Annotated in this window: 17 protein-coding genes, 1 pseudogene and 1 riboswitch; of the genes and pseudogenes, 11 read left to right on the forward strand and 7 right to left on the reverse strand. The window is 36.3% G+C overall.

Going from position 1 to position 21,998, the window contains the following annotated elements:
* Positions 1-54 precede the first annotated feature (54 nt).
* Positions 55-2,394: an LPS assembly protein LptD gene (lptD, locus tag ArsFIN_RS02690; RefSeq protein ID WP_026821572.1), complete on the reverse strand. Its 2,340-nt coding sequence runs from the start codon at positions 2,392-2,394 to the stop codon at positions 55-57.
* 182 nt (positions 2,395-2,576) lie between these two features.
* Here lptD and djlA point away from each other — a divergent pair, with 182 nt between their 5' ends.
* A complete protein-coding gene (djlA, locus tag ArsFIN_RS02695) occupies positions 2,577-3,395 on the forward strand; it encodes a co-chaperone DjlA (protein WP_026821573.1) in 819 nt (272 codons plus the stop codon).
* Positions 3,396-3,435: 40 nt separating this feature from the next.
* Here djlA and rluA read toward each other — a convergent pair whose 3' ends face one another.
* The 6 genes from rluA to thiB all read right to left on the reverse strand — a co-directional run bounded on the left by rluA (position 3,436) and on the right by thiB (position 12,279).
* The gene (gene rluA / locus ArsFIN_RS02700; RefSeq protein WP_026821574.1) at positions 3,436-4,083 is read right to left on the reverse strand and encodes a bifunctional tRNA pseudouridine(32) synthase/23S rRNA pseudouridine(746) synthase RluA; all 648 of its coding nucleotides are present in this window, start codon (positions 4,081-4,083) and stop codon (positions 3,436-3,438) included.
* 51 nt (positions 4,084-4,134) lie between these two features.
* Entirely contained in the window at positions 4,135-7,041 is a 2,907-nt protein-coding gene (gene rapA / locus ArsFIN_RS02705) for an RNA polymerase-associated protein RapA (protein WP_026821575.1), read from the reverse strand.
* A gap of 541 nt (positions 7,042-7,582) precedes the next feature.
* On the reverse strand, positions 7,583-7,903 hold the full coding sequence (locus ArsFIN_RS28700; protein WP_135678151.1) for a hypothetical protein: 321 nt from the start codon (positions 7,901-7,903) through the stop codon (positions 7,583-7,585).
* Between the two features lie 1,115 nt (positions 7,904-9,018).
* The gene (thiQ, locus tag ArsFIN_RS02715) at positions 9,019-9,720 is read right to left on the reverse strand and encodes a thiamine ABC transporter ATP-binding protein ThiQ (RefSeq protein WP_026821577.1); all 702 of its coding nucleotides are present in this window, start codon (positions 9,718-9,720) and stop codon (positions 9,019-9,021) included.
* Positions 9,713-11,317: a thiamine/thiamine pyrophosphate ABC transporter permease ThiP gene (thiP, locus tag ArsFIN_RS02720; protein ID WP_026821578.1), complete on the reverse strand. Its 1,605-nt coding sequence runs from the start codon at positions 11,315-11,317 to the stop codon at positions 9,713-9,715. Before thiP ends, thiQ begins: the two co-directional genes overlap by 8 nt.
* The gene (thiB, locus tag ArsFIN_RS02725; protein WP_026821579.1) at positions 11,290-12,279 is read right to left on the reverse strand and encodes a thiamine ABC transporter substrate binding subunit; all 990 of its coding nucleotides are present in this window, start codon (positions 12,277-12,279) and stop codon (positions 11,290-11,292) included. Before thiB ends, thiP begins: the two co-directional genes overlap by 28 nt.
* A gap of 99 nt (positions 12,280-12,378) precedes the next feature.
* Positions 12,379-12,490: riboswitch (TPP riboswitch) on the reverse strand.
* 112 nt (positions 12,491-12,602) lie between these two features.
* Between thiB and rppH the strand changes: the two genes are divergently transcribed.
* The 10 genes and pseudogenes from rppH to recC all read left to right on the forward strand — a co-directional run bounded on the left by rppH (position 12,603) and on the right by recC (position 21,995).
* Entirely contained in the window at positions 12,603-13,133 is a 531-nt protein-coding gene (rppH, locus tag ArsFIN_RS02730; protein WP_026821580.1) for an RNA pyrophosphohydrolase, read from the forward strand.
* Between the two features lie 218 nt (positions 13,134-13,351).
* Positions 13,352-14,251 (forward strand): prolipoprotein diacylglyceryl transferase, encoded by a 900-nt coding sequence (gene lgt / locus ArsFIN_RS02735; RefSeq protein WP_026821581.1) that lies wholly within the window; start codon positions 13,352-13,354, stop codon positions 14,249-14,251.
* A 67-nt stretch (positions 14,252-14,318) separates the two neighbouring features.
* Complete coding sequence (locus tag ArsFIN_RS02740; protein ID WP_026821582.1) at positions 14,319-15,170, forward strand: thymidylate synthase; 852 nt, start codon at positions 14,319-14,321, stop codon at positions 15,168-15,170.
* A gap of 270 nt (positions 15,171-15,440) precedes the next feature.
* On the forward strand, positions 15,441-15,920 hold the full coding sequence (locus tag ArsFIN_RS02745; RefSeq protein ID WP_026821583.1) for a prepilin-type N-terminal cleavage/methylation domain-containing protein: 480 nt from the start codon (positions 15,441-15,443) through the stop codon (positions 15,918-15,920).
* On the forward strand, positions 15,914-16,342 hold the full coding sequence (locus ArsFIN_RS02750) for a prepilin-type N-terminal cleavage/methylation domain-containing protein (RefSeq protein WP_051296902.1): 429 nt from the start codon (positions 15,914-15,916) through the stop codon (positions 16,340-16,342). Before ArsFIN_RS02745 ends, ArsFIN_RS02750 begins: the two co-directional genes overlap by 7 nt.
* Before the next feature lie 43 nt (positions 16,343-16,385).
* Positions 16,386-17,545, forward strand: a protein-coding gene (locus ArsFIN_RS02755; protein ID WP_135677411.1) for an IS3 family transposase whose coding sequence is annotated in 2 segments (ribosomal slippage) — positions 16,386-16,665 and positions 16,665-17,545 — 1,161 coding nt in all. Because the reading frame shifts where the segments join, the coding sequence is not laid out codon by codon here.
* A gap of 14 nt (positions 17,546-17,559) precedes the next feature.
* Positions 17,560-17,775 carry a hypothetical protein gene (locus ArsFIN_RS02760; RefSeq protein WP_135677448.1) on the forward strand — a complete coding sequence of 72 codons (216 nt, stop codon included), beginning with the start codon at positions 17,560-17,562 and terminating at the stop codon, positions 17,773-17,775.
* Between the two features lie 92 nt (positions 17,776-17,867).
* Positions 17,868-18,239 (forward strand): annotated as a pseudogene (locus ArsFIN_RS02765) (YgdB family protein).
* A complete protein-coding gene (locus tag ArsFIN_RS02775; RefSeq protein ID WP_026822109.1) occupies positions 18,236-18,628 on the forward strand; it encodes a type IV pilus modification PilV family protein in 393 nt (130 codons plus the stop codon). The pseudogene ArsFIN_RS02765 and the gene ArsFIN_RS02775 overlap by 4 nt, the downstream one beginning before the upstream one ends.
* Entirely contained in the window at positions 18,606-21,995 is a 3,390-nt protein-coding gene (gene recC / locus ArsFIN_RS02780; RefSeq protein WP_026822108.1) for an exodeoxyribonuclease V subunit gamma, read from the forward strand. Before ArsFIN_RS02775 ends, recC begins: the two co-directional genes overlap by 23 nt.
* The last annotated feature ends 3 nt before the right edge of the window (positions 21,996-21,998 follow it).

The raw sequence follows: 21,998 nt of genomic DNA on the forward strand, positions 1-21,998 counted from the left end.
GTTTAATCCTATTTCAGGTTTCTTCTATTTAATAGCTGAAAATATCAATTTTTTTTAGAAGGCTCGTTGATAAGGTAAAATACCACTAGCAAGCATATCCTGACTTCCCAAATTATGATTATTATTTAGGCCTTTTAGTTCCACATTGATTGACCATCGATTATCATAGTCACTACTGAAGTTTTGTTGTTGCCAACCGACGATTTTACGCTCATAGCCCATATTAATTGACCAGCAGCAAGTACTATATTGTAAACCGATTAATCGACTCGCAGGTTGGTTTTCTTTCAAATCATGATAGTATGAGCCGACAAAGCCCCACTGATCGCCTAAAGGCCAACTCACTACTGCTCCTATTTGAGAAATTCCTTTTTGAAAGGCTGGTGCATTTTTGACAGTTGCTTGAATATAATCGCGATCGACGAAACGATAATTTAGTTGTACTAAGCGATCTGAATCTAAACGATATTCTGTTATCACATTACCCATAGTAATATCACCGAGACGTCTATCATACTGGAGTCCGCCACGTAATCCCCAGTTATCAGTTAGTCGTAAATAAGCATCTCCTGCCCATAATAGTGAGCCAGTATTACTTTTATCTTCAATAGGCAAATCGGAATCTTCAGTTCTTGGACGCTCAAAATAGTATATTTGGCCGACAGAAAAATTAAATCGTTCAGTTAATTCTTCATCATAAATACGCGTAGTAATACCGGTTGTCAATTGGTTAGCTGAAGCAATACGATCGAGTCCACTATAGATACGGTTACGGAATAAACCGTTATAGTCAGCCTGTAGTAAAGATGAATCATAGTTATTAATATCACTTTGATCGCGATAAGGCACATAAAGATATTGAACCCGAGGTTCTAACGTTTGTACATAATTGTTATTTATCAATAGGTCGCGTTCAAAAACCAGTTTTGCATCAGAAGTGAGCGAGGGTAAGATACGAGTAACCTGTTTTTTCAGTGTGCTATTAGCCAGGTTGGCAGGGATATCTTGATCATAATAGGTCGCCATCACCTTCACAGTATTATTAATACTTGCCCAATCATTTGATAATGGCAGATTCAGTTCTGGTTCAATATGTAACCGTGTAGCATCAGGATTATTGGCGCCAACACTGGTAATACGTGCTGCCTGAGCATAAGTTTTTAGATCAAATGGCCCCAGATCATTCTTATAATAATTAAGATCTAATTGAGGTTCCGTTTTATAGGCTTTACTATTAGGGGAATCAACAAAAACCTGAAATTGTTTATGGGTTAAGGTTGCATTCCAGTTTGGTTGTGCGTAACCGACACTGAATTTTTGGGTGGCATAACCGTCAGTACTCTTACCATATTTAGAGGTAAAATCAGTAAAATATTTTGAATCACTGACTTTTGTATAATCAATATTAAAACGCCATACCTGATCGAGTACGCCAGAATGGTTCCAATATAACAACCAGCGATCATCATTATCACGAGCGGGATATTTACGACTATTTTTATCTTTAATATAGCTGCGATCATGCTTTAGCCAATCAACGGCAAGGGTACCTGCTCCAGCAATAGTCAGATAACGAAATTCATTATTCAGTTTTACGCCACGAAAGGTCATAAATTGTGGTGTAATGGTTGCATCATAATTAGGCGCAATATTCCAGTAAAAGGGTAGCGCGAAGTCTAAGCCAGAACCTTTAGAATAACTACCATTAGGTAGTAAAAAACCGGAACGGCGCTTATTGCCAATGGGTAATTGTAAATAAGGGCTATAAAAAACCGGCACATTAGCAATGCGAAAGCGAGCATTCCATATTTCGGCCACCTGTTCTTCGCGATCTAAAATAACTTCTGAGCCAACAACACTCCAGCTATCATTACCGGGGAGGCAGGCAGTAAACATGCCTTTCTCTAAAATGGTATAGCGATTTTCACCTCGCAATTTCATTTTATTTGCGTAGCCGCGACCCTGACGGCCTACCATTAAATAGTCACCTTTTTCAACATCGGTATCTTTATTATTCAGATTTGACCATGCTTTTGGCCCTTTCAGGATGATTTGTGGATCATCATAATGGACATTTCCGGTTGCGACTACCGTACGCAATGGGTTTTGGCTGGTTGTTTCTGTTTGGGTCAATTTAACTTCATCGGCGGTGAGGGTCTGGTTACCTTGTTGAATATCTACATTACCTTTATACTCGATGAAATGAGGATAATCACCAGCCACATCTTTTGCGGTGATATGGATTGGTAGATCATTGGGATTACCTTTCACGATGGGTTTAGTATATACCGGTACCCCTAGCATGCATTGTTCTGTTAGATCAGCATGGGCCTGTTGGCTATGAACAGCTATCCAAATCATGGTAGCAAGTAGTGTCGGGTGACTTTTTTTCATCATTCTGTATGTAGTTCCTTCATCGATATTATCGTGTAGGCAAAAGTTCAACAATTAACGTACTTAACGGTTCTTGTCTGTATAAAACCATCAGCTATATATTCAGGTTATTAGGCACAGAGTAGAATGAGTAGTATGATAATGCAAAATTATACTCAGGGCATTGGGGAATTGAGAAGTTTATGCGGTATTGGGGAAAAATTATTGGTGTAATGTTGGGGATCATGTCTGGCACTCATATTTGGGGTGTTATCATCGGTTTCATTATCGGTCATGCCTATGATAAAGCATCAGAACAGCAAAATTTAGAGAAAACAGGCGCTAAACAGAACCGTCAGGCACTTTTTTTCGTCAGCACATTTCAAATTTTAGGCCATTTGACTAAAGCAAAAGGCCGAGTTACTGAAGTTGATATTAAACTAGCAACAAACCTGATGGACAGAATGCAGTTGCATGGTGATGCCAGAATTTCAGCACAAAATGCTTTTAGAGAAGGTAAAGAGCAAAGTTTTCCTCTAAGGGATACACTGAAGAAATTACGTCGAGCTTGTTTTGGGCGATTTGATCTTATTCAGATGTTTCTGGAAATTCAAATACAAGCTGCTTTTGCTGATGGCGCTTTACATCCTAATGAGCGAAAAGTGTTGTTTATTATTGCCGAAGAGTTAGGCATTTCACATAATCAGTTTGAACAGTTCTTACATATGATGGAAGGCGGCCGAAGGTTTGAGCATAGTAGTAACTCTTCTTATGGTTCCAATCGCTATCGACATACAGCTCAAGGACCAACATTAGCGGATGCTTGTAAAGTTTTAGGTGTGCAACCTAATGATGAACAAACCAAAATCAAACGTGCCTATCGCAAATTAATGGCTGAACATCATCCAGATAAATTAGTTGCGAAAGGCTTACCACCGGAAATGATGGAAATTGCTAAACAAAAAACACAATCAATTCAATCGGCTTATGATTTAATCAAGAAAGAACGTCACTTCAAATAATTTATAGTGTTAAACGTGAGTTGAATAAGTTTTCCAGCTGTTAAAAATCTGCTTTACAAGTGAAGTGGATAGGTGATCCATAAATGGGGTGAGTAATGTAAAGCTCTTCTGCGTGTAATTGCAGACGTGAGGAGAGTATTAGCGCCGCTTGATGGGCATAAAATTGATCGCCAATAATAGGATGGCCGAGTGAAAGTAAATGAACACGTAATTGGTGGGAACGACCTGTAATCGGAATAAGTTTAACCAGCGTTGTTTGTTCTTCATAAGCTAACACCTTGTATTTAGTTTGTGCTGGTTTACCGGTTGTAAAGCACACTTTTTGTTTCGGTCGATTTGGCCAATCGCAGATCAGTGGCAGATCGATAAGTCCTTTTTTATTGGTAATGTGACCCCAAACCCTTGCCTGATAGATTTTTTCTGGTTCTCTTTCGCGGAATTGACGTTTTAACTCTTTTTCTGCGGTTTTATTCAATGCGACGACCATAATTCCGCTGGTTGCCATATCAAGGCGATGAACAGATTCTGCGGTTGGGAAATCCGCCTGAACTCGCGTCATTATACTATCTTTATGTTCGACAGCTTTACCTGGTACTGATAGCAAACCACTAGGTTTGTTAACCACAATAATATGCTGATCTTGATAAAGAACATGCAGCCAGGGATCGGTAGGCGGATTGTAAAACATATCAGTTTCTCCAACGTGGCCAGAAACTTTATTGTTTTTGGCAATAAATAATTACTGATGGGTAATAATCACCAGGCGTATAGCATCTAATCGCCAATTAGCTTGCTCAATATTAAGCAATAGTTGTTGGCGTTCATCTTCAATAGCGCTTAATTCATCAGGGCGAATATTTGGATTAACGGATTTTAACGCCTCTAATCGCGAATACTCCACTGATAATGTTTTATCCGCTTGCGCTTTTGCTTCGGCAATCAATATACTGGCTTCTTTTTCTATCATGGTTTTAGAAAGTTGGAGTATATTATGCACCTCTTTTTGTACGGCATTGACTAACTTACTACCCGTATGGCGATTGACGGTATTTAGCTGACGGTTAAAACTTTCAAATTCAACTTGTTTAGCCAGATCATTGCCTTTTAAATCCATTAGGATACGAATTGGTGTTGGGGGTAAAAAGCGAGTGACTTGTAGATTTTTCGGTGCTTGTGCCTCAACAACATAAATTAATTCAGTAAGCAGTGTTCCGACCGGTAAGGTTTTATTTTTCAATAGTGACACTGCACAACTGCCAATTTCGCCTGAAAGGATCAAATCCATCCCATTACGAATAATAGGGTGTTCCCAGCTAATAAATTGGGTATCTTCTCTCGAGAGTGCTTGAGTACGATCGAAGGTAATAGTACAGCCATCTTGAGGCAAGCCAGGAAAATCAGGTATCAACATGTGTTCAGCAGGCGTAAGAATGATCAGATTATCGCTACGATCTTCTTGGTTAATACCAATGATATCGAACAAATTTAATGAAAAATTAATTAAATCGATACTATTATCTTGTTTTGCAATTTGATCAGCTAAAATTTGACCAGCTTCGCCGCCATTAGAATTCATTTCTAATAAGCGATCACGTCCTTGCTCTAATTGGGTTTTCAGTTGGTTATGTTTTGCTCGGCAAGACTTAATAAAATCCTCAAAGTTATCAAGGAGAGTAGGATTAGCCAAATACTCAATCAGTTGCGGATAATATTTATCATAAATAGCGCGTCCGGTTGGACAAGTATACTCAAAGGCATCAAGCCCTTCATGATACCAACGTAGCAAAATAGCTTGGGCCGTATTTTCAAGGTAAGTTACACTAATTTGGATATCCCGATTTTGACCGATACGATCCAGACGACCAATTCTTTGCTCAAGCAAATCAGGATTAAAAGGTAAGTCAAACATAACTAACTGGTTGGCGAATTGGAAATTACGTCCTTCAGAACCAATTTCAGAGCAGAGTAATACCTGAGCGCCTTGTTCCTGGGAGGCAAAATAGGCTGCCGCCCGATCCCGTTCCAATAATGTCAGATTTTCATGAAAAACAGCCGCTCTGATCGCTTCTTTTTCTCTTAATACCTGTTCCAATTGTATGGCTGTCGTGGCTTGAGAGCAGATAACTAAAACTTTTTCTTGCCGATGAGTTGTTAAGAACTGCTTAAGCCATTCAACGCGGGGATCAAAATTCCACCAAGTTGCATTTTCACCTTCTAAGGTCTGGTAAATTTGTTCAGGGTAGAGCATCTCCCGCGCAGTGATATCAACGGATTTCTTCGCATTCATTATACCAGCAACTTTAATTGCAGTTTGGTACTGTGGGGGTAACGGTAACTTAATCGCATGTAATTCACGTCGCGGAAAGCCTTTAACACCATTACGAGTATTGCGAAATAGTAAACGACTCGTTCCATGACGATCCATCAACATGCTAATCAATTCCTGACGTGCCTTTTCACTTTCTTCATTATCGCTGTTACAGACTTTAAGCAGAGGCTCAATATCTTGCTCTTTAATTAATTCTGTCAGTAAATTTTGCTGCTTATTATTTAATTTTTCACCAGAAAGCAACAAACTAACGGCTTCGGCAACAGGACTATAATTTTGTTGTTCTTCAATAAAGTGTTGATAGCTATGAAAGCGATTAGGATCCAGTAATCTCAGACGAGCAAAATGGCTCTCTTGCCCCAGTTGTTCTGGAGTTGCGGTTAATAACAGCACTGAAGGAATTTGTTGAGCGAGTGTATCGATAGCTTGGTACTCACGGCTAGGCGACTCTTCACTCCATACCAGATGATGGGCTTCATCAACAACCATCATATCCCAACTGGCTTCAAGCAGATGATCAAAACGTTTTTTATTGCGGCGAACGAAATCAAGAGAACAAATAACCAACTGCTCTGTTTCAAAAGGATTTTCACTATCATGTAATGATTCGGTATAACGGCTGTCATCAAATAGTGAAAAATGCAAATTAAAACGGCGCAGCATTTCGACTAACCATTGGTGTTGTAAACTTTCAGGTACAATAATCAAGACCCGTTCAATACGTCCAGCAAGTAATTGTTGATGGATGATCATTCCTGCTTCAATGGTTTTGCCTAACCCAACTTCGTCCGCTAATAAAACGCGCGGATGATGACGTTTACCCACTTCATGAGCAATATAAAGTTGGTGGGGGATCAAATTGGCACGAATACCTCTTAGTCCACCGGTTTGGTGACCAAATTGTTGGTATTGGAAACGCAAAGCGCGATAGCGTAAGGCAAAACGATCCATTCGATCAAGTTGACCGGCAAACAAGCGATCTTGTGGTTTATTAAATGTTAATTTGCTATCAAGAAACACTTCGCGCAGACTGACATTTTTTTCATCGGAATCAATACGAGTTCCTGTATAGACAAGTACTCCCTCGTCTTGTTGTACATTGTCAACTCTCAGCTGCCAGCCTTCATGGCTGGTGATCAGATCGCCTTCATTAAACATAACGCGTGTAATTGGTGCATCATTTATGGAATAAAGGCGATTTTCTCCGCTTGCGGGGAAAAGTAATGTAACCATGCGGTTATCAATAGCCACCACGGTACCTAATCCAAGTTCACTTTCTGTATCGCTTATCCAGCGTTGACCAAGAATAAATGGCATAAATTTTAACTCAGTTTATCCGTATGTTTGAGAAAATTATGGGTTGTTCGTTTTGAAGAGAGTAAATTATATTAATCATAAAATAATATCTTACTCTCTTTTTGAAAGGACTGTATATTAATAAATGCGGTGCCAATAGTCACCTATAAAAATGCTTTTTGATAAGATATTATCATTTATTTGTGCTGTATCAGAGAATGTTAACGTATTAAGTAGATGAAAAAAAGAACAAATCACTATTTTTATTATTCTGCATCCTACTGTTTTGCCCATTAATTTATAATTAACTGGTATATAAAGCAAATTATATAGATGTTATGGCTAATTAAATATTGATAAAACATAGTATAAAAAATAAAAATGCTATATTATGAGGAAGTCTATGCTGTGGTAAAATATTTTTATCGTATTTAATAAAATTATTGACATGAGCCTTAAAACCCAACTTAATCTAATAAATCTTAGTATAAATAATACATCAATATTAGATTAAGGTTGGGTGGTTAATTAGCTTTTTTCCATGATTGGTGGAAAAATATAATTAATCGTCATTCTTTAAAAGTAAATTAAAGCGGAAACCATCGACTCTTTCAAATTCTAATTCAAGAGGCAGGGTATCTGAATTGACTTCAATTTGATTTTCAGTAGCATTATATTCAAAGTATGTAGCAGTATTAAATTTAACTAAATTATATCTATCATAAATGACGAGATGAGCAACATGTTGCATATTATCATCAAGAATTTTACCTACTGTTACAAAATCTTTGTCTGAATCGATATAAGCTGCTTCATCAATTCCGTGTACGCGGATAAACGCACGGTAAGGAAAACCATCACCAGTTTTGTTTAAAAAACGAATGGCTAATTATTCTTGATTATTTGACATATATAACCTCATTTATTGTTTGGTATATTAAAATTTGACTAATAAAATGCGTATTTATATTTCATATAACACATGAGCTACATTGCTTTAAGTGATATATAAAATCAAATTCAAAATTTAGCATTTTCATTATTAAATTTTGTTATTGTTTTTTTTTATTTTTATAGAAAAAATGGATTCTTATATAACGTATAAAAATAAATTTTATTCATGTGAAAATAAAGATAGAGATATAAAAGCATAATTAAAATGATCATACAATTAATGAAGTTATTATAATATTTTAAATTTATAATTATTATTTTTTTAAAAATATGAAAATTGTATTGATATAATTAATAATCAATTTAACCAAGTATTTATCATCACTTATTGATAATATTTGAGTTGTTTAGTAAGCCAAAATTAGCTTGTTTAATTACTTTCACATACTAATTATTTGTATCTTAGTCATCACTAAAAATGATAATTTAACTTCTTGAATATTGTAATTGGTGAGTAACAATCTTACCTTTTGGCAAAAGTGTAATGTGTAATAAAATGCCTCATAGTATTTGGCCGTTATATTTCATAAAATTTCACACTATTTTAAATATTCTATTTAACATAATATTTATTTTTATCAACGCCATATAACATTTGATTTGATTTTTCATTAAGTAAATATTGTGCTTAATCGCTTTTTTCAAGTTTATTTTGTTGAAAGCTGGATAGGATAATGAATATTAAGATAAGAAAATGATGCGATAAGTTACTGTCAGTTTTATTTACAGAATGATTGATTATTCTATCTTATTAAAAAAGATAATTATTAAATATTGGTGAAATTTATGATGTATTTGTTTTTTTTAATTTATGGAAAATAAAATTTTTTGGTGCTTGATATTTTTTAATATTTAAAACCGATTTTATTTAAATAAAAAATAAGCAGGTATGTCCCTAACAAAATTGTGGCAACATCTCTCTTTATTTTAACGAAAAATGATATTGCTTTTTGTTAATATAAGGCACCGCATCTAAATGTAAAAAATATCCTCCAATTATTTGATAAAGTGTGAATTGATGATTAATTAATTTTATAAGTAATGTCAGGAATGAGATATACCTAACAGTATACTTGCTGGAGTTAACCCATTAATTAGATAGTCAGGTTGACCATCATAGGCGATTTTCCCTTCTGTAATGACAATAGCGCGTGTGGCTATTTGGCTAGTATCTTCCAAATTATGGGAAACCATTAACAAGGTCAATTGGCGTTCATCACACACCTGTTTAAGTAATTTTAACATTTCATTACGTAATGCCGGGTCAAGAGCAGAAAAAGGTTCATCTAACAATAAAATCGGTTTTTGGCGGATCAAACAACGCGCTAATGCAGTACGTTGGCGTTGTCCACCTGATATTTGAGCAGGTAAACGAGTCATACAATTATTAAGTGAAACTTGTTCTATGATCTGCTTTACTGCGCGATGTTGAGCTTGATCCAAATGTAAATTTGCTGAAATACCTAACGCAATATTTTGCCAAACAGTTAAATGAGAAAAGAGATTATTTTCTTGGAAAAGGATGGAAACTGGCCGCTTGGCGGGTGGGGTAGCTGTATGATTTTGTCTATCTAGCCAGATTTCACCCTGCTTTGGATATTGAAATCCGGCAATTAAATCCAGTAGCGTACTTTTTCCTGCGCCGCTAGGGCCCAATATTGCTACCCTTTCAGCTTTATTTACTTGAAAATCAAACTGCATGGTTAGATTTTCATAACAATAAACAAGATGATCTAATTTAATCATGCTCTTTTCCTGATAAATATTCTAATAAACTAAATAAGCTGAAACAAAGTAATAGCATTAACAATGCGGTAACGGCCGCATCACTATTATGGTAAGAGCCTAATTGTTGATAGAGATAATAAGGTAGGGTACGAAAGTTTTCATTACCAAACAGTGCAATAATACCGAAATCACCTATTGAGAGTATACAGGCAAAAGCGAAGGCTTGTCCTATTGTACGTTTTAATGCTTTTAATTCAATTAAAACTAGTCGATTTATGCCTTTAATCTGTAATGAAAGGCATAATAAATTATAGCGCTCAGCTAAGTCATACATAGGATTTTCTAATATTTTTAAGGCATAGGGAATAGCCATTAAAGCATTCGTTAAAATGATTAAACTATAAGGTGAATAAGTTAAACTAAGGGTATTATTGAGCAATAAAAAGAAGCCGGTTGCTAAAACGATGCCTGGCATTGCAAGTATTAATAATCCACTTAATTCCAGGGTTCGATAGGATAGTATCGAGCGGCGACGACGTAATTCCCGACTACTCCAAAGCAGCATCAAAGTAAAAATAATACAAAGTAGGCCAGCACTAATCGCGATAAAAACCGAATTAATAAATGCTTGCCATAAGCCTGGTTGTTGTAACACGTGTAATAGTGTTAAATTTAAACCATCATTGATAATTGCCAATAAAGGTGGAAGTAGGAAAAATATTGCAATACTAATCAGTAGCGTGTCCCACCATTTTTGCCATCGATTATCCGCTGGGTTTTTCCACTGTAATTGTCGACTAACACCGACGGAAAAGACAATATTTAATTTTTGGCTTAATAATACTAAGCTTAAACAACAAAAAAGTTGGATTAGAGCCAGCAAAGCGGCTTTATTTAGATCAAAATCATAACTTAACGATTGATAGAGAGCCAATTCAATAGTGGTTGCAGCAGGTCCCCCACCAAGCGTCAGTACAGTAGCAAAACTAGCGAAGCACAGCATAAAAATTAGGCTGGATGTTGGTAAAATTTGTCGTCTAAGGTAAGGCCATTCAACAATACGAAAATTTTGCCATTGGTTCATGCCTAGTTGCGCGGCAAGCTGGCGTTGCTCAACAGCAATACTTTCTAGTGCGAGCAATAACATTCGGCTAGCTAATGGTAAATTAAAAAAGATATGTGCTAATAAAATACCTTTCAGACCATAAGGCGTAAATTGGTAATTAATTCCTAACCATTGACAAAATTGAGCGATCCATCCCATCCGACCGTAAACGGTTAATAAACCAAAAATAGCCACGAGAACTGGCAATACCAGTGTCATCGAGCATAAGCGTAAAAATAGTATCCGACCTGGAAAATGCCGTCGAAAAAGGGCTTTGGCTAAAAATATCGCCGGGATAACCGACAATAAGGTTGATAGTAATGCTTGCCAAAATGTAAAACCAATGACATGCCATAAATAGCTATCATCAATAAATCCTTGCCAACTTATTTGAGGGGCATGTAACCATAAAGTGCTGAACGTGACTACAGCAATAGTAATTAATAGGCCGGACACGACTATGCCAGGCCAAAGTGAACTGCCTATTGGTGGCTGACGGCATTTTGCCATAAATAGATCCAATGATTGCGATGTTGAGTAATGTCTTCCGCATTAAATTGTAATGATTTTTTTGGCACGGCTAATTGTTGATAAACCTTAGGTAAGGGGATATCAATGATTGGATACATCCAATTGGTTGTCGGCAACGTTTTTTGCACGGTTGGCGATAGCATAAATTGTATGAATTGTTGTGCGAGTTTAGGTTGTTTGCTCGTTGCTAATTGGGCAGCTACTTCAATTTGCAGATAGTGTCCCTCACTAAATATTGCTGCGGCATAATTATTTTTTTTATCATTTAACAGATGAAAACCGGGTGAAGAGCTATAGCTGAGGACAAAGTCACTTTCACCTTTTAAGAACAACCCATATGATTCGCTCCAACCTTTGGTAACGGTTACGGTTTTTGCAGCCATTTTTTGCCAAGCTTGGGCACTATTTTTTCCATAAATTTTTTGTATCCAAAGTAATAACCCTAAGCCTGGTGTGCTGGTACGAGGATCTTGGTAAATAATTTTCCATGGTTGGGAACTATTAATCAGTTCATCAAGACTTTTCGGTACATGAGTGACCCGCGTTTTATCATAAATAAAAGCAAAATAACCATAATCGTAAGGGATAAAAATATTGTTATCCCATTTTATGGGTAATTTTAGTTGACTCCTGTCTATTCGACTCTCAGTAAATAAGCCCGTTTTTTTTGCCAGATCAATTAAGTTATTATCAAGTCCGAGGACAATATCGGCAGGGCTATTTTTTCCTTCCATTCTAAGCCGATTTAATAACGCTACTCCATCATTTAGGCCTATTAGTTTGAGCTCACAGTTACAGATTTGTTCGAAGGCAGGCTTGATTGTAGGCCCTGGCCCCCAATCTGCGATAAAAGAATCATAAGTGTATACGGTTAATATCGGTTTTGCTTGGAGCGTGAAAGCTGAACAGCAAATTAAGCTAGCACTAACTATTTTTAGCAGTACATTCTTCAATACTCAGTTCTCCTATATAATTAAAAAACAGTGATGCTATAGGATCTGAGGAATAGACAGTAATGAAGCTATTTATTGATGAATAAATCATTAGAGTGGCTCAAATCCCTACGCCGATGTTGATCGGATCAGGTTCGACGGGTTTTTCTCAGCCAGCGAATAACAACATTGAACAGAGCTAGCACCCCGTTGAGATGGCCTTATTGTAAGATGTTATCTTATAATTGCAAATACTATATTTGATAAAGGCTTACCATATAGAGTAGTATGAAACAATAAGCTATCTTTTAAATTTTTAACGAGGTAGTCAGATGGTTGACAATGATGGCTACCGCCCGAATGTAGGAATTGTAATTTGTAATCGACAAGGCCAGGTATTATGGGCTCGTCGCTATGGGCAACATTCATGGCAGTTCCCTCAAGGGGGCATTAATCCTGACGAATCGCCAGAACAGGCAATGTATCGGGAATTATTCGAAGAGGTTGGGTTGGATCGTAAAGATGTTAAAATATTGGCATCTACCCGGAACTGGTTACGTTACAAATTACCTAAACGTTTGGTGCGCTGGGACACAAAGCCAGTTTGTATTGGGCAAAAGCAACGTTGGTTTTTGTTACAATTGGTTTGTAATGAACATAATATTAATGTGCAAACAAGTAAAACGCCTGAATTTGATAGTTGGCGTTGGGTGAGTTATTGGTATCCTGTTCGTCAGGTTGTTTCTTTTAAACGCGATGTTTATCGACGTGTTATGAAAGAATTTGCTCCGATCGTTATGTCACTGCAAACTAGTGCAGTGACATCATATAAGAGTCATACCTATAGGCGTAAACGTGGCTAAATAAATTTAATAAAAGTAGGTTAATATTTTAATAGCCGATTTTTGTCGTTTATAAAGCGAAGTGAGAATAGTAAAAGCTACGCTGGTTTATTTTTTGGCAAAATAGGCATTGAATAAATTGGTTAATAAATTTAATCAATAAAAAGCCATTAGATTTTTTTAAACAGCATGCAGTCATGCAATTCTATCAAACTCTATAAAACTAAAGAGTGGAGAAGATGAATAATAGTTATATTGTGTTTCCTAATATTGATCCTGTTATATTCTCGATTGGTCCAGTAACCCTTCATTGGTATGGTTTGATGTATTTGGTGGGATTTGTTTTTGCTCTATGGTTGGCAAAGCGAAGGGCAGGCAAAGCGAATAGCGGTTGGACGAAAAATGAAGTTGAAAATCTGCTCTATATTGGTTTTTTAGGTGTCTTTATTGGCGGGCGTCTTGGCTATGTTTTATTTTATAATTTGCCTATTTTCCTGAGCAATCCTCTGTATCTATTTAAAGTCTGGGACGGAGGGATGTCTTTTCATGGTGGGTTAATTGGTGTGATATGCGCTATGTGGTGGTATGCTCGTAGGACTCGCCGCCATTTTTTTCAAGTTGCCGATTTTGTTGCGCCATTAATTCCCTTTGGATTAGGCATGGGACGTATTGGTAATTTTATTAATGGTGAGCTTTGGGGACGTGTAACATTAGACACGCCATGGGCAATGTTATTCCCTGGCTCACGGGGAGAAGACATTCAGATTGTCAGTCAGGACCCTTCTTTATTACCCATTTTAGAACAGTATGGTGTATTACCACGACATCCTTCCCAACTTTATGAGATGTTTTTTGAAGGGATCGTTTTATTTATTATTTTAAATCTGTTTATTCGTAAGCCCCGTCCAATGGGGAGTGTTTCAGGATTGTTTTTGATTGGTTATGGTGCTTTCCGTATTTTTATTGAATTTTTCCGGCAACCAGATGCGCAGTTGGGGCTATTTGGTGGTATAAGTATGGGACAGATTCTATCTATTCCTATGATCATTATTGGTATCTTTATGATGATCTGGGCATATAAGAAAGATAGCCATTGTACAAATTATTCTATTACTAGCAAAGTAGAAAAAAGTAAGTAGCAGAAGATGTTAATACATTTTTTTTTATTTATAGTATTAAATAATAAATTTTTAGCGAGTAATAATAATGAAACAATATCTGGATTTATGTCAGCGTATTATTGATGAAGGTCAGTGGATAGAAAATAAACGCACAGGTGTTCGTTGTTTAACAATTATTAATGCTGATCTTGAATACGATGTCGCAAATAACCAGTTTCCTTTAATTACAACTCGTAAAAGTTTTTATAAAGCGGCTATTGCTGAATTATTAGGTTACCTACGAGGTTATTCAAGCGCTGCGCAATTTCGAGATATTGGCTGTAATACATGGAATGCCAATGCGAATGAAAATCAGGCATGGCTTAATAATCCGAACCGTAAAGGTGAAGATGACATGGGGCGAGTTTATGGTGTTCAGGGGCGCTCATGGCAACGGCCTGATGGCACTTATTTAGATCAGCTACAAAAAGTCATTAGTAACCTTTCGGTTGGGATAGATGATCGGGCGGAAATAATCACTTTTTACAATCCGGGTGAGTTTGAATTAGGTTGTTTACGCCCTTGTATGCATACTCACACTTTTTCTCTGTTAGCTGGCACACTTTATTTAACTTCATACCAACGTAGTTGTGATGTTCCTTTGGGGTTGAACTTTAATCAAATTCAATGTTTTGTATTATTGGCACTCATTGCTCAGATCACGGGTCATAAACCAGGTAAGGTTTATCATAAGATAGTGAATGCTCACATTTATGAAAATCAACTTTCAATCATGCGTGATATCCAGTTAAAGCGTGCTCCTTATTCTTTGCCGCAACTGCAGATTAATCCTGACATTAAGACATTAAAAGATATTGAAACCTGGGTAAGTAGCCATGATTTTCAGGTCATTGGTTATCAATATCATGATGCAATTAAATATCCATTTACGGTATGACGACTTTTATCGGTTACTGTAATCATCCAATAGGAAATCAGTAACGATCCTCTCATGACTATTTCTAATTAATATTATGGTTGCATTAGTAAATAAATCGCTTCTGAAAACATTAAAATTTGGGAGGCGTTTCTATTTTTTTTGCCAATTTTTTGTAATACAAAATTTTTAATAGATTTGTTTCCCTTCTATCTCATTTGACGATTTATTTTTTTATCCTAAATACATAACAATAGTCTGTGTTAATTGGGCTATATATGGCAAAAACAGATGCGCCAACAAGGGTTCACAGTGCTTGAAATGATCATTGCGATTGCAATAATCGCGTTGATTGCTGTTGTTAGTATTAAGGGATGGCGGAATTATCAACATAAAATACATTTAATTGTTGTTACGCAAAAAGTGGCTGCTTTTATTGCCCGTCACCAAATGCAGGCAGCTTATTTGAATCAGGAGAGGCAATTGATAATTAAAACGGATAAAACGTCAAATTGGATGTTAATAGTGACAATTAAGGGTAAAAAGGATAGCCAGCAAAGTGCAGAGATGAAATGGATTAACAGGCATGATGAAATTCTGTTAAAAAGTTACAGCCGAATATCGACCTTGTTGCTAGGGAAAAGAGGAACAGCATTACCGACAACTTTACGTTTTAGCAATCACTCAGAAGATATTTTGATCATTATTTCTGGTTTGGGACGAGTGCGTTTATGTAGTCATCAAAGGCTGGGAGGAATAGCCAGGTGCTAAATAAACCAATTTCTTTTAGTCTAAAGCAACAAGGTTTTTCACTAATTGAAGTCCTAATCAGCTTAATAATAAGTAGTATTGTTTTTCTCGCTATTATAACGCTATACCCATTATTAACGCAGCAAATTAATCGATTATATCAAACTTACCATCTTGATATGATGGCGAGACAATTTTTATTAATGTTGGGAAAGGATGCTCGACGTTCAGGTTATTGTTTTGGCGATTGTGTTGGAGTGGCGTTGAAAATTAGTGAAAAAGAAGGGGAGGCAGAGCATTCCTGCATTCATCTTATTTACGATTACAATTTAGATGGCAAATGGGAAAAAGCAAAAGATGAGACTTCTGATTTCTTTATCTATCGTATGCATCAAGGTAGGTTGCAAATACACCGTAGCTGTAGTGGTCTAATAAAACTGTAGAGATTTATAGCTTATAATTAAGCAAAATCTTATAGGTATAAATATGACCCGAAAAGTAAAAGTAACCTTTAGCGGAAAGCAAAAACTGGAATATGCAAAACTCATGGTTGAAGGTGGATATAGCAATATCCAAGTTGAAAAAATATCCGGTGCGGGTAAATCTGCCGTATCACGATGGAAGCAACAATATCTTGCCGAGTTAAATGGGAATACGCCTGTAAAATCAAAAGCGTTAACACCCGAGCAACAGCGCATACAAGAATTAGAAGTTCAACTTAAGCGTGCTCAGAGGGATAATGACATATTAAAAAAAGCCGCGGCTTACTTCATCCTCGACAATCAAAACTCAAAATCGTGAAGCAACTGAAAATCATGTACCCCAATTTTACGGTCACTGAGTTATGCCATCTTTTTGAAGTAAGCAGCAGTAGTTTTTATTATGAAACGAAAATACCGACAGTTGAAAATGAAAGACTGTGTGGCGAAATCAAACGTATTTTTTATACATCGGGTCAAATTTATGGCAAAAGACGTATTCAAGCCGAGTTAAAGGGTTTAGGGCACCAAATTGGCACTTATAAAATATCGAACATCATGAAATTAAATCAATTAGTTGCAATTAGACCAACGAAAAAGCACTACTATCACTCATCGGGTAACGAACATCGATATGCCCCTAATTTGCTTAAACGACAATTTTCCCCTGAACAGCATAATCACTATTATGTCGGGGATATCACGTATATTAGACATCACTATGGGTGGAGCTATTTAGCCTGTGTGTTGGATTTAGCCACCAAAGAAATTATTGGTTATGCCTTATCAACAAAACCGGATTCGAAATTAGTGAAAGAAGCCTTAGATAACGCAATTGAACGGCAATTACCGGATACGACAAGTTTGATGTTCCATTCAGATCAAGGTTGCCAATATTCATCGGAGGAGTTTAGGGCGCACCTCTTTGAACGGAAAATAACTCAAAGCATGAGTCGGCGAGGTAATTGCCTCGATAATGCCGTGATGGAAAGATTTTTTAGGAGTTTAAAGACAGAAAGACTTAACCGTTTATCGTTTATGAATCATCAATCTGTTGTCTGTGAAGTTGAAAATTATATTCAGTTTTACAATTATTATCGACGCCATTCAACGATTGGTTATTTAACGCCACATCAAAAATATCATGAACTAAAAAATGCCGCTTAGATCTTCTACAGAATTTGTTGACCATTACAAGCAGAGAAGATTGTGAAGGACAAGGATGGATAAACCTATTTGATCCCAACCAAATAGTGGTTTCGCAATTTGCTTTAACAAAAGTAACAATGGGTGAGAAACGTTTTTTAACTGTGTTTTTAAGTCTATTTCCACGGGCATATCCAGATCTATTAAGGGAATATAAACTAAAAATTTATTTAAGAAATCAATCAATATGAAACAAATAAATTGGTTTTTTTCCCACAAAATCAAACAGCAAGGGAGCATTTTATTAATGGCAATAATGATGCTTATTACTATGAGTTTATTAATGTTAAAAGCATTGCATCATCATCAGGATAATCTATTGCAGATGTTGGAAAGTGAACAACATTATTGGCTTTTTTTTGAGCAAGCAGAGTCTGCATTAGCCTGGGGAAAGTATCAACCTTGGGTTATTACTAAGGAAAAAAATTCTTCATGGTCTTGTCAGCAGCCGTTAGGTGCTAATTTCAAAAGTTGTTTGCGCCACTATAAATATGATTATTTTCTATTAGCCGGCCATGCTTATTTTGACGATAAAATTGTATTTTAACTTTATCTATGGTTGAAAGAAGATAAAAATGTAATGTCAGGTTTTATTCCTTTAGAGCAGGGGTGGCTGGATTTTTGTCCAGTTAAAAGAACGGAATTTTGTCAATGAAACGCGCTAAACCCAATAGGCAATCTGGCATGGCAATAACCGAAGTTATGATCGCTATAGCGTTATTTGCTATTTCAGCTATAGCATTAATAAAATATGTTCATAATCTAAAGGCTGGCTTTTTTCTCGCTTGGCAAAAAACACAACAATTTAGATTGATGCACACTTTTTTTGAAAGCGAAGAAGCGATGCTAAGCATTAATTCTACTATCGTTGATATAACGAATGATAAACTTAAAAATATTGATTTATCATATCGTTATGTGAATATTACAGATACTTGTAAGCAAATACTAATTACATTTAAGATGCCTAACAATCAATTGACAGGTGCATCAAGGTGGTACTGTTCGTCAGGGAGAGCATATGCTACAAATTTATCATTCTAATCAATTAGAAATTCATAAAGAGCTGATTTCTAGTTTGATCAAAAGTGATCCCTTGACCAATCCATTTGAACAAGAAATTATTTTGGTTCAAAGCCCAGGGATGTCGCAATGGCTACAAATAGAACTAGCACAAAGCTTAGGAATTGCCGCTAATATTTCTTTTCCTCTACCGGCAACTTTCATTTGGGACATGTTTACTCGGGTTTTACCTGATATTCCAAAAGAAAGTGCTTTTAGCAAGGGGGCAATGACCTGGAAATTAATGACAATTTTACCTTCTTTGCTACACGAGTCGGAGTTTGAACCACTTAGACAATATCTGAATGAGGATATGGGCAAACGCAAGTTGTATCAATTATCAGGCCGTATTGCAGATTTGTTTGATCAATATTTAGTCTATCGACCACAATGGTTAGAAAACTGGCATAAAAAACAACTAATTGAGGGATTAAGTGATAATCAGCAATGGCAGAAACGCCTTTGGTTAGCATTAATTGAATATACTGAAAAGCTTAATCAACCTAAATGGCATCGGGCAAATCTCTATCAACAATTTATACAAATTTTACAGGTTAATCTGCCTTCCCATATTAGGTTGCCAAAACGCGTATTTATCTGTGGTATTGCCGCATTACCTCCCGTTTATTTGCAGGCATTAAACGCCCTTGGCCAGCATATAGATATTCATTTAATGTTTACTAATCCATGTCGTTATTATTGGGGGGATATTCAGAGCTATGCTTTTTTAGCAAAACTTGAACGGCGAAAGTTAAAGGATTTTCGCGATCAACATGAAATTACGCGTTTTAAAAGAGAAAGTTCACCTGATACTTTATTTAATCAGCAAGGTGAACAATTTCTGACTAATCCCCTATTAGCTTCTTGGGGCAAGCTAGGGCGTGACAACCTCTATTTTCTTTCTCAATTGGAACAATCTAATGAAATCGCTGCCTTTGTCGATTTACCCTGTAATTGTTTATTGCACCAAGTTCAGAGCGATATTTTGGATTTAGAAGATCATGCTCAACTTGGTTTAACTGAAGCAAGTTACAATAATAGTTTTTTAAAAAGACAATTAAGTAAACAAGATAAATCACTAACATTTCATTCATGCCATAGCCCACAGCGTGAAGTTGAAGTACTGCAAGATTATTTATTACGTCTATTTGAGGAAAATCCAACCCTAACCCCCAAAGATATAATTGTGATGGTGGCTGATATCGACTGTTATGCACCTTATATACAGGCGGTGTTTAGTCATGTATCAGCTAAACGTCAGTTACCTTTCTCTATTTCAGATCGAAAAGCTAGGCAGGTGCATCCTATTTTACAAGCTTTTATTTCGTTACTTGATTTACCCCAAAGTCGTTTTACGACAGAACAAGTATTAGCGTTATTAGAAGTGCCTGCACTGGCCCGACGATTTTCTATCTACGATGATGAATTACTTTTATTGCGTCGATGGATCAACGAATCAGGTATACGTTGGGGACTTAATGATGAAAATATTGCAATGTTGGAGTTACCGGTAACAGGGCAGAACACTTGGGCCTTTGGTTTAAATAGAATGCTGCTTGGCTATGCAATGGATAGCCATATAGGGCCTTGGAATAAAATTTTGCCTTATGATGAATGTACAGGCTTATCCGCTCAGTTAGCCGGGCAGCTTGCCACATTTATTGATTCATTAACTAGTTGGAGAAGTATCCTTGATCAGGAAAGGAAACTGTCAGAATGGTTGCCAGTATGTCAATGTTTGTTAGAAGCTTTTTTTGAGACTGATGAGCAAATTGAATCGATATTCATTTTTATACTCCAACAATGGCAGAAAACTATTGAGACTGGAATAGTGGCCAAATATGAAGATAGCGTTCCTCTATCGCTTATTCGTGATGAGCTAGTAACATGTTTTGATGATGAAAAGATTAGTCAACGTTTTCTTGCTGGTGCAATTAATTTTTGTACTCTAATGCCTATGCGTTCAATTCCCTTTAAAGTTGTATGTTTATTAGGTATGAACGATCGGATATACCCACGTTCAATACCGCCATTGGGATTTGATTTAATGGCTGAGCAGCCACAACGTGGTGACAGAAAGCGTCGAGATGATGATCGTTATCTATTTTTGGAGGCTTTAAATTCCGCATCTCAGTTATTTTATCTTAGCTATATTGGCCATGCGATGCGTGACAATCAACCACATAATCCCTCGGTGCTAGTAAATGAATTACTTGATTATATTAGCCAAAGTTTTTGTTTAGAGGGCGATGAGCATTTAAATGTTGATAATAGCGCTGATAGAGTAAAAGAACATTTAGTTACTAAACATACTCGAGTACCTTTTGCGCCAGAGAATTATTTGCCTAATAGCATTCATCAGAGTTATGCCACTGAATGGTTATCTGCAGCCAAAAAACAGGGTAATCCACCGCCTGAATTCTGTACATCGTTGACGCCAATAATTGAAAATGACAATGAAATATTATTAGAGCAGTTACTCTCTTTTTATCGACACCCGATCCGGGCCTTTTTTCAACAAAGGTTAAAAGTTAATTTTTTTAATGAAGAAGTGCAGTTACCGGAAAATGAGCCCTTTATTGTAAATAATTTGCAACGTTATAAATTTAATGAGCGCTTACTCAAGGCTATGATTTATGAAGAATCACTGGAGGAGCTGTTAACGACTTTGCGGGCAACTGGTGGATTACCGGCAAAACACTTTGGTCAAATTTATTGGGAAAAACAGATCCAAGATATGCAGCCGTTAGCTGATAAAGTAAAGATAAATTGTCATGAATGTTTTAATAAACTATTTGTTGAACCCTTTGAGAATGTTCGTTTGGTTGGACAATTACGAAATATTCAGCAAAACGGTATTATTCGTTATCGTCCTGCAAATTTAACGATTAATGATGGCTTATCACTATGGATAGAGCATTTAATCTTTTGTTTAACGGTTAGATCTGGTGAAAGTTATTATTGGGGGAGAGATAATAGTGAATGGTGTTTTGAACCAGTGGATAAACATCAGGCGAAAGTATATTTACAACAGCTTATTAATGGTTATCAAGAGGGAATGAACTCGCCATTACCGCTTTTTAATAAAAGTGGCTGGAATTGGTTAATGTCATGCTATAACAAAAAAAGTGATCAATTTGATTTTGAATCTGAATCTCTTGCGCAAAAAGCAAAAAAGCAACTTATCCAATCTTTACAAGGTACATATAATCAACCAGGTGAGATGGCAGATAGTTATATTGGACGAGCTTTCAGTAAAATAGACAGCAATTTGCTTGAAACAATACAAATAAAGGCACGTATTTACTTATTGCCAATGGCAATCTTTAGAAAAAACAAGAGGATGTAATAA

Origin of the sequence: Arsenophonus nasoniae, assembly GCF_004768525.1 — a bacterium.
In the GTDB taxonomy this organism is placed as follows: Bacteria; Pseudomonadota; Gammaproteobacteria; order Enterobacterales; family Enterobacteriaceae; genus Arsenophonus; species Arsenophonus nasoniae.